The following is a 13,577-nucleotide window of genomic DNA, read 5'->3' as shown; positions in this document are numbered from 1 at the left end:
TATGTTTCGCGCTCCTGCAACGTACCGGTCAGTAACATGATAGCTCAATCCCGCCCGTTTGGCCAGCGCTACGCTTTCGTCGTGGTCGCCGTCATCTTCCTTTGCCTGCTGATCGCAGCGGGCCTGCGTTCGGCGCCGGCAGTCATGATGCTGCCGCTGGAGAACAGTTTCGGCTGGCGGCGCGACGTCGTCTCGCTGGCCGCTGCCACTGGCATCTTCCTCTATGGCCTGACCGGGCCGTTTGCCGCGGCGCTGATGGAGCGGATTGGGCTGCGCCGCACCTTGCTTGCCGCGCTGCTTTTGATGTCGGGATCGACCGCGCTCAGCCTGTTGATGACCAAGCCGTGGCATCTGCTCCTCACCTGGGGCGTGTTTTCCGGCGTCAGCTCGGGCGCCGTCGCCACCGTGCTCGGCGCAACCATCGTCAACCGCTGGTTCAAGACCAATCGCGGCCTGGTGATGGGACTGATGTCGGCGTCCAGCGCCACCGGGCTGCTGGTCTTCCTGCCGTTGCTCGCCTCGCTCGCCCAGTCAGGCGGCTGGAAGCCGGTCGCCATCGCCATTGCCGTGGCCACCGCCTGCCTGGTGCCGCTGGTCTATATGCTGGTGCCGGAGCGCCCGGCCTCGATCGGCATGGTCCGCTATGGCGCCGATGCCGACGACGTGCCGCCGGCGCCGCCGGCCGCGCAAGGCAATTTCCTTTCGCATACGCTGAGCACGCTGCGCCGCGCCGCCGGCACGCGCGTGTTCTGGTATCTGTTCGCCACTTTCTTCGTCTGCGGCTTCACCACCAACGGGCTGGTCGGCACGCACCTGATCGCCTTTTGCGGCGACATGGGCATAGGCGAAGTGCAAGCCGCCGGCCTGCTGTCGATGATGGGCATTTTCGACCTGATCGGCACGACGCTATCAGGCTGGCTCACCGACCGTTTCGACCCGCGCAAGCTGCTCGGCGTCTATTACGGCATCCGCGGCCTGTCGTTGATCTATCTGCCCTATTCCGGCTTTTCGGCAACCAGCCTGATCATCTTCGCCGTGTTTTACGGACTGGACTGGATCGCCACGGTGCCGCCGACGCTGAGGCTTTCCAACGAGGCGTTCGGCGACCGCAGCGGACCGATCGTCTTCGGCTGGATCGTCGCCGGCCATCAGGTTGGCGCCGCGACAGCGGCCTTCTTCGGCGGCACTATGCGCGAGCTGCAAGGCAATTACGAGCTTGCCTTCCTGATCGCCGGTATGACGGCAATAGCCGCCGCCTGCATCTCGCTGCTGATCAACACCAGCCGCCCGGCCTTCGAGCCGGAACCGCAGGCGGCTTAGGGTGCACAGTTGAGTGCTAATCTCCCCCGTTGAGGGGGAGATGGCCTCGAAGCGGCCAGAGGGGGTCGGTTCGGCTGGGCTCGGCCTCTTATCGCAGACGCAGGAAGCCGGCGCTCCACGCGAGGCGACGCCCTCTGTCGCCTGCGGCGACATTTCCCCCTCAAGGGGGGAGATCGCCCGCCTGTTCACTGTTATCAAACCTTCATCGTTTCGAAATGTGCCTGAAACATTGAAGCTGGAGCTTGGCGGCGACGTTCAACGCCATCCAGGAGACAGCCATGAACAAGATTTCGATGACGCGGCGCGCTTTCGTCACGTCGGCCAGCGCCGTTGGCCTGGTCGGCGCGTCGGGCCTCGCGCTTCCCTATTACTCGCGCGCCAATCAGCGCCCGGCCTTTACCCACGGGATCCAATCCGGCGACGTCGACGCGACCAGCGGCATGGTCTGGGCGCGCACGGACCGGCCGTCGCGCGTCATGTTCGAAGTGTCGTCGACGGAGAGCTTCGCCAATGCCGTCCGCCTGGCGCCGCTCGATAGCTCGCCGGCCAGCGACTATACGGTGAAGCGGCTGCTTACCGATCTCGCCTCCGACCAGGACATCTTCTACCGCATGGTCGCGGCCGATCTTTCCGATATCAACGCCGTTTCCGAGCCGATCGTCGGCCGCTTCCGCACGGCACCTGCCTCGAAGCGCGACATTCGTTTCGCTTGGTCGGGCGACACCGCCGGCCAGGGCTGGGGCATCGACGACACCGGCATGAAGACCTACGCCACGATCGCCAAGCACACGCCGGACTTCTTCCTGCATTCGGGCGATACGATCTATGCCGACGGCGCGATGAAGGACGAGGTCGACCTGCCCGGCGGCGGCAAGTGGAAGAACACCGTGCTGATCGACGAAAAACGCAAGGTTGCCGAGACGCTGGATGAATACCGGGGTCAGTGGAAATACAATTTGATGGACAGGAACGTGCTGGCGCTGAACGCCATCTGCCCGACGTTCTACCAGTGGGACGACCACGAGGTGGTGAACAACTGGTCGGATTCGAAGGATCTGAGCGCCGACGACCGCTACACCGAAAAATCCATCCATGTACTGGCGGCACGCGCGGCGCGCGCCTTTCACGAAATGACGACGATCCGCTACGAGCCGTCTGAGCCCGGCCGTGTCTACCGCAAAATCGCCTATGGGCCGCTGCTCGATGTGTTCTTCCTCGACATGCGTTCCTATCGCGGCCCCAACGGTCCGAATATGCAGGAGACGATGACGCCGCAATCACGCATCCTCGGCGAACAACAGACGAAATGGCTGAAGCGCGAGCTGGCGAATTCCAATGCAACCTGGAAAATCATCGCCGCCGACATGCCGCTCGGCCTCGTCGTCTGGAACGACGGCACCATGAAGGTCGGGGCCGAGGCAATCAGCAATGGCGACAATGGCGCGGCCAAGGGGCGCGAGCTGGAAATTGCCGACCTCCTTCGCTATATAAAGAACGCGGGGATCAGCAATACCGTCTGGCTAACCGCAGACGTGCATTACACAGCCGCGCATTATTACAATCCGGACAAGGCGCAGTTCCAGGACTTCAATCCGTTCTGGGAATTCGTTTCGGGTCCGATCCACGCCGGCACGTTCGGACCGAATGCTTTCGACATGACTTTCGGCCCGGAGCTGAGGTTCATCAAGGCACCGACCGCCGAACAGGGTCAGAACCTGCCGCCGTCGGCCGGCCTGCAGTTCTTCGGGCTCGTCGACATCGATGGAGCCACCGAGCAGTTGACGGTGCGGCTGATGGATCGCGACGACAGCGAACTCTACAAGGTCACGCTCGATCCGGTGCGGTCGGCGTGAGATTGCCTTTAGGACCACCCCGAAGGTGGATGTGCATCAATCGGGATAGCAGACGACGGGAATATTGGGCCAGACGGCGCTGTCGCATCCGGCGTTTTTTTGCCTTTGTTTGAAGGCGGTGCTGACCGGTCCGGTCACCACCGGGTCGACTCCGTCCGGAGCATCGGCAAAAAGCTGCTCTGCCGAGCGCTTGTCGGACGGCAGAGCAGACCGCGTCTCCTTGGACGGCGCGGCCGATTGCGCCGCGCTTGCCGCGAGGAGGACGGCGAGCGCGGTACATGCCAAAATCGGCCGGAGTTTGATGCCTGTCTCGATCATGAAATTCGAACTGTCCGGACCACGAAAGGTTCCGCCTTGGTTAATAATTCCACTTCACACCAAGACATTTAAGATTTGGTGACTTTATTTGGTGGCTCGCCTCCTCTTTCGCAAATGCGAAAAACCCTGTATGAGCCGCCCAACCGAAAGAGGCAGCGCCTTTTGGCCTGCTGCCTGCAACGCTCCCGAGACCGAAACATGAAAATCCGCAATATCGCGATCATCGCGCACGTCGACCATGGAAAAACCACCCTCGTCGACCAGCTCCTGAAACAGTCCGGCTCGTTCCGCGACAACCAGCGCGTCGCCGAGCGCGCCATGGATTCAAACGATCTTGAAAAGGAACGCGGCATCACCATCCTGGCCAAGGCGACCTCGGTCGACTGGAAGGATACCCGCATCAACATCGTCGACACGCCCGGCCACGCCGATTTCGGCGGCGAGGTCGAGCGCATCCTGTCGATGGTGGATTCGGCCATCGTGCTGGTCGACGCCGCCGAGGGCCCGATGCCGCAGACCAAATTCGTCGTGGGCAAGGCGCTCAAGGTTGGACTGAAGCCGATCGTCGTCATCAACAAGATCGACCGGCCGGATGCCCGCCATGTCGAAGTGGTCAACGAGGTGTTCGACCTTTTTGCAGCACTTGATGCCACCGACGAGCAGCTCGACTTTCCTATCCTTTACGGTTCAGGCCGCGACGGCTGGGTCTCGGAAAACCCCGAAGGCCCGAAGGACCAGGCTCTGGCGCCGCTGTTCGACCTCGTCATCAAGCACGTGCCGGCGCCGACCGTTCATCCCGGCCCGTTCCGCATGATCGGCACCATCCTGGAAGCCAATCCGTTCCTCGGCCGCATCATCACCGGCCGTATCGAATCCGGCACGCTGAAATCCAACCAGGCGGTCAAGGTGCTGCACCATGACGGCACCCAGGTCGAAACCGGCCGCATTTCGAAGATCCTCGCCTTCCGCGGGCTCGAGCGCCAGCCCATCGAGGAAGCGCAGGCGGGCGACATCGTCGCCATCGCCGGCCTGTCGAAAGGTACTGTCGCCGACACCTTCTGCGACCTGTCGGTGACCGAGCCGCTGCATGCGCAGCCGATCGATCCGCCGACGGTGACGATGTCTTTCCTCGTCAACGATTCGCCGCTGGCCGGTACCGAAGGCGACAAGGTGACCAGCCGCGTCATCCGCGACCGCCTGCTGCGCGAGGCCGAAGGCAATGTCGCGCTGAAGATCGAGGAATCACCTGACAAGGATTCGTTCTTCGTTTCCGGCCGCGGCGAATTGCAGCTGGCCGTGCTGATCGAGACGATGCGCCGCGAAGGTTTTGAGATCGCCGTGTCGCGGCCGCGCGTCGTCATGCAGAAGGGCGATAACGGCGAATTGCTGGAGCCGGTCGAGGAAGTCGTCATCGACGTCGACGAGGAGCATGCCGGCGTCGTCGTGCAGAAGATGTCGGAGCGCAAGGCCGAGATGGTCGAGTTGCGCCCTTCGGGCGGCAATCGCCAGCGCATCGTCTTCCACGCGCCGACGCGCGGCCTGATCGGCTACCAGTCGGAACTGTTGACCGACACGCGCGGCACCGCCGTGATGAACCGGCTGTTCCATGCCTATGAGCCTTATAAGGGTGAGCTGCCGGGCCGCACCAACGGCGTGCTGATCTCCAACGAACAGGGTGAATCGGTGGCCTATGCCATGTGGAACCTGGAGGACCGCGGCCCGATGGTCATCGATCCCGGCGTCAAGGTCTATCAGGGCATGATCATCGGCATCCATTCCAGGGACAACGACCTTGAGGTCAACGTGCTCAAGGGCAAGAAGCTGACCAACATCCGCGCCGCCGGCAAGGACGAGGCGGTGAAGCTGACGCCGCCGATCCGCATGACGCTGGAACGCGCGCTGGCCTGGATCCAGGACGACGAGCTGGTCGAAGTGACGCCGAAGACCATCCGCCTGCGCAAGCTCTATCTCGACCCGAACGAGCGCAAGCGTTTTGAGAAGTCGGCGAAAGTGGTCGGCGCGGCATAAAGGGCAATACCGCGCAGTGAGCGGTAAACTGGTCACGGCTGTCATATAGACAATCGACCCGAGGCCGAAGTTTGCGTGTCGATGCTCGACGCGTATGGAATTTGTGCTCTCGCGAATTATCTTCTCGACACGGGCAGGCTCGGCTTGGATTCATGTGCAAGTCGCCGACAGCGATCCCGATGCGGCCAAGGGTTTGATCGGCTCGGCCTCCAAAGAGGGCGATTGACCCCTGGCCGCAACTGTCTCCGATTGCGGATGCCCTTCCCGTCGCCTCATCCGCCGGCAGCCGAAATGATATCGTCCCGGTCTGGTTCGCCAGACAGGTGGATGCGGATCGCCGTTCCCGTCCGCGCCGGCCTGCGCAAGGCTTTGGCTCCGTCCGGACCAACCACCAGCAATCGTTTCTCTTCCCAAACCTGAAGCCGCGATCGCGAGACACCGAGTTCGCTGGCGAGTAACCGGTCGAGCCGCAGCGCTGTCGGCATTTCGAGCCAGAGCTGGAGTTCGAGCGCGCTGGTATTTTCCGGTCTATCCCCGAGCACCTCCTTTTGAACGGCGGCTTCGGGGAACTCCTCAACGCGCCCGATACTGCTTCGCAATGCGGCAACATCGAAGGCATGGCGCCGCGCCAGGACCGGATCGTTGCTTTCGAGCGCCTGCAATATTGCCGGTTCGATATCCCGGCGGCTGCAGCGCTCCAGAATGCAGAAATTCCAGGAATTGTCGCAGTCGATGCAGCGGTAGATCAACCAGGCGTCAATGCGCTTGCCATTGGCATTGACGCGGAATTTGCCGCTGCAGCGATAGGCTTTCATGCCGCCGCAGCGATTGCAGTTGAGGTGAGGTCGAGGTGCGGTTTTGGGCGCGATCGCCCAGCGAATGCGCAGTATCGAAGGCATGCCGAAAAGCCCTTCCCGTCGGGAAGTTCGTCAGATCGGCGATATCGAGAACCCCTTGCGGGCACGGCGTGGCGAGAGACTGCGGCAGTTGGAAATCAGGTGTCGCGGGTGGTTATGCGCGACAGCGGTTCAGCAGTGCCAAACCGGTCTCGAACCGCCACCCTGAAGAACAGATCATGTGAAACAGGCACCGCGACTGGGACGCCCTGCTCTGTGTTGGGGGAGTTGACGAGACCGGCGGTTACGTAGGCAAAGTGAAGCTCGGAAAGGATTTCGGAACGACATCTCTAGCCGTGAGGTGCCTGGCGGACAAGCCTTCTTTCGGTAGACGCTACCGTCGCCGGAACAGTTGGGTTATGTTGAACACCCCAAACACTTCAAACGAGACCCCGTCATGCATTTCACGTCGCTGCTGATTTTTGCCGGCGCCCTGCTTGTTGCCGCCGGCTCGCCCGGCCCGTCGATCGCCGCTCTTGTGGCGCGGGTCATCGCAAAGGGCTTCCGCGACGTGTTTCCGTTCCTGCTTGCGATGTGGATCGGCGAAGCGATCTGGCTGTCTCTGGCGGTGTTTGGCCTCGCTGTGGTGGCGCAGACGTTCCATTATGCATTTGTCGTCGTGAAGTGGGTCGGCGTCAGCTATCTCGGCTGGCTTGCCTGGAAGATGTGGACGGCACCGGTCGAGGCGAAGGAAGGTTCGCTGCCGCGCGAAGATTCTCCTGCCAAGCTGTTCTTTGCCGGCATGGCTGTGACGCTCGGCAACCCCAAGATCATGATGTTCTATCTGGCGCTGCTGCCGACCATCATCGACCTCGGTTCGGTCAGCATGGTCGGCTGGGTCGAGCTGACGGCGACCATGGCAGTGGTCCTGGTCGCCATCGATTTGACCTGGGTGCTCGCCGCATCGCAGGCGCGCAAGCTCTTGAGAAGCAAGCGGGCGATGAAGATCGCCAACCGCATCAGCGCCGGCACCATGGCCGGCGCTGCGGCGGCGATCGCGGCGCGATCTTGAGCCGGCGCGTCAACCCATTTCGATGATCGGCGCGATCTCGATACTAAAGGCTGGGTCGGTCAAGATAGGACAATCCTTGGCCTTGCCGACGGCATCGTCGATGTCTTTTGCTTCGATGATGGTGTAACCAGCGGTCGGATTGCTGCCGCCGTTGTTCTCGACCTTGCCGCCAGGCAGTACGGTCTTCGACATGCCGACTGGATTGCCACCGTCGACCACCGCTGAGCCAAGCTTGCCATACCAGCCGTTCCAGGCATCCATCGCTGCCTTCCGTTCGGCCTCCTCGGTCGGCATCTTGCCCGAGCCATGATAGACGTAGAGAAATTTCGCCATGTTCTCCTCCTCTGATCGGCGGCATCGAACCGGCATGCGGTCATGCCGCATGCCGATCATCTGACCAAACCGGCAAACAAGCAACGAGAATGCGAAGTAGCTAATATAATGTGCGGTTGGCCCGCAACGGCGGCGCCCTATCGAGCCATCGCGTGGTATTCATCGTTCGGCCGCATATCGATTGCCGATGCCAACCGGTTCGACATGTTGAAGAATGCCGCGGTCGAGGCGACATCCCATATGTCGCGGTCGGAAAAGCCGACTTGCCGCAGCGCCGCCCGGTCCGCTTCGACGATCTTTGCCGGCTGCTCGGTCAGCTTCACCGCGAATTCGAGCATGGCGCGTTGCCTGTCCGACAGCTTGGCGGCGCGAAAATTCATCACCATCATCTCGCCGAAGGCGGGGTCGCCGGAAAGCTGGCGCACCGCCGCGCCATGCGCGGCCAGGCAATAGTAGCAATGGTTGACCGAAGAGACGGCGACCGCGATCATCTCGCGCTCGAGTTTCGACAGGCCGGATTCACCCAGCATCAAATCATTGTACATGTCGGTGAAAGCGCGCAGCTTCTTCTCGTCGAAGGCATAGACGAGTAGCACATTGGGAACGAGGCCGAGTTTCTCCCGGCATTTGGCGAAATAGGCCTTGGTCGCGTCGCTCAGCTCCGCCGGTGCCAGGTCAAGCGCGGTGATTTTGTCCGTCATGGCGGATTTCTCCTCGTTTTTCGCCAGGCTGCCGGTGAATTCCGACATTTCGTCGCAAGCCGTCAAACCTTTGTCGCCAAATACCCGTCATCTGTTAGCATAGCCGCAAAAACATGCGACGGGAGGGACTCATGGCCAGTGTAAAGTCAGCGAGCCGGTTGAAAAAAGCCGGCCTGACGAGGGGTGAAGCCGCGGGTGGCGAAAAGCCCGGCAGGCTTGCCGACTACCTGCTGGCCCGAGCTCCGGCCGAAGATGTCGCCGCCTACGACGTCATCGATCTCGAACGCGCTGCCGAACTCGCTGGCCGCGCAGTGGCCAGGCACAAGAAGGACGACTGCGTCGTTGCCATAGACGTCGATTCCGGTGTCGTCCGCCAGGGCCGGCCGATGACGGTGATCACCGTCGTCAACGACAACATGCCGTTCCTGTTTGATTCCGTCCTCGGCGAAATCACCGAGAGCGCGGGCGAGCCGCTGCTGGTTACCCACCCGGTCATAGTCGTCAGGCACGGCAAAAACGGCGTCGAGGAAATCCTCGGCGACGGGGGTTATGCCAAGGGCGACCACAGCCATGACCGGCTGAGCGTCATCCACGTCCATATCGGCCGCCTTTCGGCCGAGCAGGCTGAAGGTCTGGCCGCGCGCCTGACCAAGCTGCTCGGCCAAGTGCGCGCCGCCGTCACCGACTGGAAGCCGATGCTCGCCCGCCTCGACCAGGCGATCTCGGAATTCCGCTACTCGCCAGTGCCGCTCGACAAGGCCCATGTCACCGAGGCGATCGCCTTCCTCGAATGGCTGCGCGACGACAATTTCACCTTTCTCGGCATGCGCGAATTCAACTACACCGGCGGCGAGACGAGCGGCATGCTCGAGCGCGCCGAAAAGCCCGGCTTGGGCATCCTTTCCGATCCCGACGTGCTGGTGCTCAGGCGCGGCACCGAAGCGGTAAGCACGACGCCGGAAATCCGCGCCTTCCTGCATGGGCCGGAACCGCTGATTGTCACCAAGGCCAACGCCAAGTCATCGGTGCACCGCCGCATCTACCTCGACTACATCGGCGTCAAGACCTACACCGGCAAAGGCGTGCTTTCGGGCGAGCTCCGCATCGTCGGCCTGTTCACGTCGACTGCCTATACGCGCTCGGTGATGAAAATCCCCTATCTGCGCTCGAAGGCGGAAACCGTCATCGCCAAATCCGGCTTCAATCCAAGCGACCATTCCGGCAAGGCATTGATCAACGTGCTGGAGAGCTATCCGCGCGACGAGCTGTTCCAGGTTCCGGTGCCGATCCTGCGCAAGCATGCCGAAGCCATCCTGGGCTTGATCGAGCGGCCGCGCGTCAGGGCATTGGTGCGTGTCGACCAGTTCGACCGCTTCGTCTCCGTGCTCGTCTTCGTGCCGCGCGACCGTTACGACAGCGTCGTGCGCGAGAAGATCGGCACGTATCTGAAGACCGTCTTCGAAGGCCGGCTGTCGGCCTATTATCCGGCGTTCCCGGAAGGCGGGCTGGCGCGTGTCCATTTCATCATCGGCCGCTCCGGCGGCAAGACGCCGAAGGTCGAGCAGGCGACGATCGAGGCGGCGATCCGCGACATCGTACGGACCTGGGACGATGCACTGCGCGAGACCGCGACAGAGACCGGCGCCGATGCGAGACTCACGGCCATCGCCTCGCGTTTTTCGGAAAGCTATCGCGACAGTTTTCCGCCGGCCGTGGCGCTGGCCGACGCCGGGCGCATCGCCAAGCTCGATGCGTCAAATCCGATCGCCATCGACTATTACCGTCACGCCGTCCAGAAGCCGCATCAGGCGGCACTGAAGATCTATCACCACGGCAGCCCGGTGGCGCTGTCGCGGCGTGTGCCGGTGTTGGAAAACATCGGTTTCCGCGTCATCAGCGAGCGCACTTTCGAGGTCGGCGACAATCAATCCGGCATGGTCTTCATCCACGACATGGAACTCGAGAACAGCTACGGCAGGCCGATCGACCTCGGCAATGGCGGCGCGCTGTTCGAGGATGCGTTCCTTTCCGTCTGGCGCGGCGATGTCGACAATGACGGCTATAACGGCCTTGCCCAGACCGCCGGCCTGTGGTCGGGCGAGATCACCGTCCTGCGCGCCTATGGCCGCTATCTGCAGCAGGCCGGTATCCCGCAGAGCCAGGATTTCATCGCCGCCGCGCTCAATCGCTATCCCGAGATCGCCCGCGGCCTGCATGCGCTGTTCGTCGCCCGCCTCGGCCCGACGGCGGAAACGGAAGGTGTCGTCCAGGCCAAACATTTGAAGGCCAAGATCACGGATGCGCTGGAAGACGTTCCCAACATCGATGACGACACCATCATCCGCCGTTATCTGAACCTGATCGAGGCCTCGCTGCGCACCAACCATTTCGTTGCCGATACGAAAGAGAAAGGCCAATCGCTGGCGATCAAGCTCGATTCGCAATCGGTGGACGGGCTGCCGGCGCCGCGGCCATGGCGGGAGATCTTTGTCTATGGCTCCGAGGTCGAGGGTGTGCATCTGCGCTTCGGCCCGGTCGCGCGCGGCGGCCTGCGCTGGTCGGACCGTGCCCAGGACTATCGCACCGAAGTACTCGGCCTGGTCAAGGCACAGCAGGTCAAGAATGCGGTGATCGTGCCGGTTGGCGCCAAGGGCGGTTTCTACCCGAAAAAGCTGCCGATGAGCGCCGGGCGCGACGCCATTTTCGAGGCCGGCACAGCCGCCTACAAGAATTACGTTTCCAGCCTGTTGTCGATCACCGACAATATCGGCCTGGACGGCGTCATCCCGCCGGCGGGCGTGGTGCGGCGCGACCAGGACGATCCCTATTTCGTCGTTGCCGCCGACAAGGGCACGGCGACCTTCTCGGACATCGCCAACGCCATCAGTGAAAAGCACGGCTTCTGGCTCGACGACGCTTTCGCCAGCGGCGGTTCGGCCGGTTACGACCACAAGAAGATGGGCATCACCGCCAAGGGCGCCTGGGAAGCGGTCAAGCGGCATTTTCGCGAGATGAACCGCGACATCCAAACCACTCCGTTCACCGTCGTCGGCGTTGGCGACATGTCGGGCGACGTGTTCGGCAACGGCATGCTGCTGTCGGAGCAGACCCGGCTGATCGCCGCCTTCGATCATCGCGACATCTTCATCGATCCCGATCCCGACATGGCGGCTTCGATGGCCGAGCGCCGGCGTATGTTCGCTCTCGCCCGCTCAAGCTGGCAGGATTACGACAAGACGAAGCTGTCCGAAGGTGGCATCATCGTCTCGCGCAGCCAGAAGTCGATCACCTTGCCGGCCGCCGCGGCTGCAGCGATCGGCCTCGGCAAGACAACGGCCACGCCGGTCGAGATCATGAGTGCCATCCTCAAGGCGCCGGCAGATCTTTTGTGGTTCGGCGGCATCGGCACCTATGTCAGGGCATCGGGCGAGACCAACCAGGACGTCGGCGACCGTGCCAATGACGCGATCCGCATCACCGCGCTCGACCTGCGCGCCAAGGTGATCGGTGAGGGTGCCAATCTCGGCGTCACGCAGCGGGCGCGCATCGAATTCGGATTGAATGGCGGACGCTGCAACTCGGATGCGATCGACAATTCTGGCGGCGTGAACTGTTCCGACGTCGAGGTCAACATCAAGATCGCGCTGGCTTCCGCGATGCGCAAGGGATCGTTGACCCGGCCGGCGCGCAACAAATTGCTGGCCGAGATGACCGACGAGGTCGGCGCCCTGGTGCTGTCCAACAATTACCAGCAGACGCTGGCGCTGTCGCTTGCCCGCAAGCGCGGCCTCGCCGACATCGCCCATCAGAGCCGCTTCATGGCGGCGCTGGAGGCGCGCGGACTGCTCGACCGTGCCGTCGAGGCGCTGCCGTCGCCGGCGGCCCTTGTCGAGCGCGAGACGCGCGGCGAGCCGCTGACCCGGGCCGAGCTCGGCGTGCTGCTTGCCTATGCCAAGATCGTGCTGTTTTCCGATATCGTCGCCAGCGACGTGCCCGACGATCCGCATTTCGACCGTGATCTCATGGGCTATTTCCCCGAGCGCATGGCGAAGAGATATGCGGGAGAAATCCACGGCCATCGACTGCGCCGCGAGATCATCGCCCGTGTCGTCGCCAATGATCTGGTCAATCGCGGCGGTCCGTCCTTCGTCAACAGGCTGCAGGAAACAACCGGCCGCAGTGCCGCTGATGTCGTGCGCACCTTCGCCGTGGTGCGGGACGGCTTTGCGCTGCCGGCGCTCTACCGGCAGATCGACGCGCTCGACAACCAGATCGACGGGCAGATCCAGCTCGACCTTTATCAGGCGGTCAGCCGGCTGATCTATGTGACGAGCGGCTGGTACCTGAAGAACGATGCCGGCACCGCGCCGCTCGGGCAGCGGATCGCCGAGTTGCAGGAGGCGCGCAAGGCGCTGGAGCCGAAGCTGGTTTCGCTGCTGCCGGCCTTCTCGCGCGAGCGGATCGAGGAGCGGCGGCACAATCTGTCGAAGGGCGGCGCGCCGGGGAGCCTTGCCGAACAACTGGCGTTGACCGATGTGGCGGAACTCATCCCCGACATTGCCCTGACGGCGCGGACGGCGAATGCCGGCATCGTCGCTGCCGCCAAGGCATTTTTCGCGGTCAGCGATGTCTTTCGCATCCCGCGCGTCGAAGATGCGGCGCGCTCGATCACGCCCTCGGATTATTACGATCAACTGGCGCTTTCCCGTGCCACCGACACGATCGGCGCGGCCAGGCGCGGCATCGCCGTGGCGGCACTCACCAGCCATGCCGAGGCGGCGGATCCGGTGGCGGCATGGCTGGAGGCCGGCGGCGAACGGGTCGGACGCATCCGCGAGCGGCTGCAGGCGCTGACCGAGGGCGGCGACATCACCGTGTCGCGGCTGTCGGTGGCGTCCGGCCTGATGAGCGATCTGACGGGGCTGTGAGACGTCTTCCATATCGCGCGGGATTGCCGGGAAGAACTGCGCAATAGAGCGAACGGCGCGCTGCTTTGGGGAGCGCCGGAGCATGATGCCGAACCTAACGATCGGCTTTTGGACAAGATCGTGCTCAACAACAAGACGGAGCGTCATTCCGATTCGATCGGCATTGAGCAAGCTCCAGCGGAGGGGAC

The 13,577-nt window shown here is 62.8% G+C and carries 9 protein-coding genes; 5 read left to right on the top strand and 4 right to left on the bottom strand.

Annotated elements, in window-relative coordinates; all coding sequences use genetic code 11:
• Positions 1 to 36: 36 nt before the first annotated feature.
• Together NKH98_RS03585 and NKH98_RS03580 are read left to right on the top strand one after the other, a co-directional pair.
• Positions 37 to 1,320 carry an MFS transporter gene (locus tag NKH98_RS03585; RefSeq protein ID WP_254817746.1) on the top strand — a complete coding sequence of 428 codons (1,284 nt, stop codon included), beginning with the start codon at positions 37 to 39 and terminating at the stop codon, positions 1,318 to 1,320.
• A gap of 278 nt (positions 1,321 to 1,598) precedes the next feature.
• Positions 1,599 to 3,173, top strand: coding sequence for an alkaline phosphatase D family protein (locus tag NKH98_RS03580; protein WP_352896700.1), 1,575 nt, complete (start codon positions 1,599 to 1,601; stop codon positions 3,171 to 3,173).
• Between the two features lie 36 nt (positions 3,174 to 3,209).
• On the opposite strand, the gene NKH98_RS03575 is transcribed toward NKH98_RS03580, so the two are convergent.
• On the bottom strand, positions 3,210 to 3,491 hold the full coding sequence (locus NKH98_RS03575; RefSeq protein ID WP_352803478.1) for a hypothetical protein: 282 nt from the start codon (positions 3,489 to 3,491) through the stop codon (positions 3,210 to 3,212).
• A gap of 198 nt (positions 3,492 to 3,689) precedes the next feature.
• On the opposite strand from NKH98_RS03575, the gene typA reads away from it, so the two are divergent.
• Complete coding sequence (typA, locus tag NKH98_RS03570; RefSeq protein WP_254817743.1) at positions 3,690 to 5,519, top strand: translational GTPase TypA; 1,830 nt, start codon at positions 3,690 to 3,692, stop codon at positions 5,517 to 5,519.
• Between the two features lie 272 nt (positions 5,520 to 5,791).
• Here the strand turns inward: typA and NKH98_RS03565 are convergent, their stop codons facing one another.
• Complete coding sequence (locus NKH98_RS03565; RefSeq protein WP_352803479.1) at positions 5,792 to 6,418, bottom strand: DUF1062 domain-containing protein; 627 nt, start codon at positions 6,416 to 6,418, stop codon at positions 5,792 to 5,794.
• Positions 6,419 to 6,812: 394 nt separating this feature from the next.
• Between NKH98_RS03565 and NKH98_RS03560 the strand changes: the two genes are divergently transcribed.
• Positions 6,813 to 7,427 carry a LysE family translocator gene (locus NKH98_RS03560; RefSeq protein WP_352479554.1) on the top strand — a complete coding sequence of 205 codons (615 nt, stop codon included), beginning with the start codon at positions 6,813 to 6,815 and terminating at the stop codon, positions 7,425 to 7,427.
• A 9-nt stretch (positions 7,428 to 7,436) separates the two neighbouring features.
• On the opposite strand, the gene NKH98_RS03555 is transcribed toward NKH98_RS03560, so the two are convergent.
• Both NKH98_RS03555 and NKH98_RS03550 read right to left on the bottom strand, forming a co-directional pair.
• Entirely contained in the window at positions 7,437 to 7,760 is a 324-nt protein-coding gene (locus NKH98_RS03555; RefSeq protein ID WP_352479555.1) for a YciI family protein, read from the bottom strand.
• Positions 7,761 to 7,897: 137 nt separating this feature from the next.
• Positions 7,898 to 8,461, bottom strand: a complete 564-nt coding sequence (locus NKH98_RS03550) for a peroxidase-related enzyme (RefSeq protein ID WP_352803481.1) — start codon at positions 8,459 to 8,461, stop codon at positions 7,898 to 7,900.
• 131 nt (positions 8,462 to 8,592) lie between these two features.
• On the opposite strand from NKH98_RS03550, the gene NKH98_RS03545 reads away from it, so the two are divergent.
• On the top strand, positions 8,593 to 13,389 hold the full coding sequence (locus NKH98_RS03545) for an NAD-glutamate dehydrogenase (RefSeq protein ID WP_352896696.1): 4,797 nt from the start codon (positions 8,593 to 8,595) through the stop codon (positions 13,387 to 13,389).
• Positions 13,390 to 13,577: the final 188 nt, after the last annotated feature.

The organism is Mesorhizobium sp. M0833 (genome assembly GCF_040319905.1).
Lineage (GTDB): Bacteria > Pseudomonadota > Alphaproteobacteria > Rhizobiales > Rhizobiaceae > Mesorhizobium.
The sequence above is the reverse complement of the archived record's forward strand: the minus strand, read 5'-3'. Positions and strand labels throughout refer to the sequence as shown.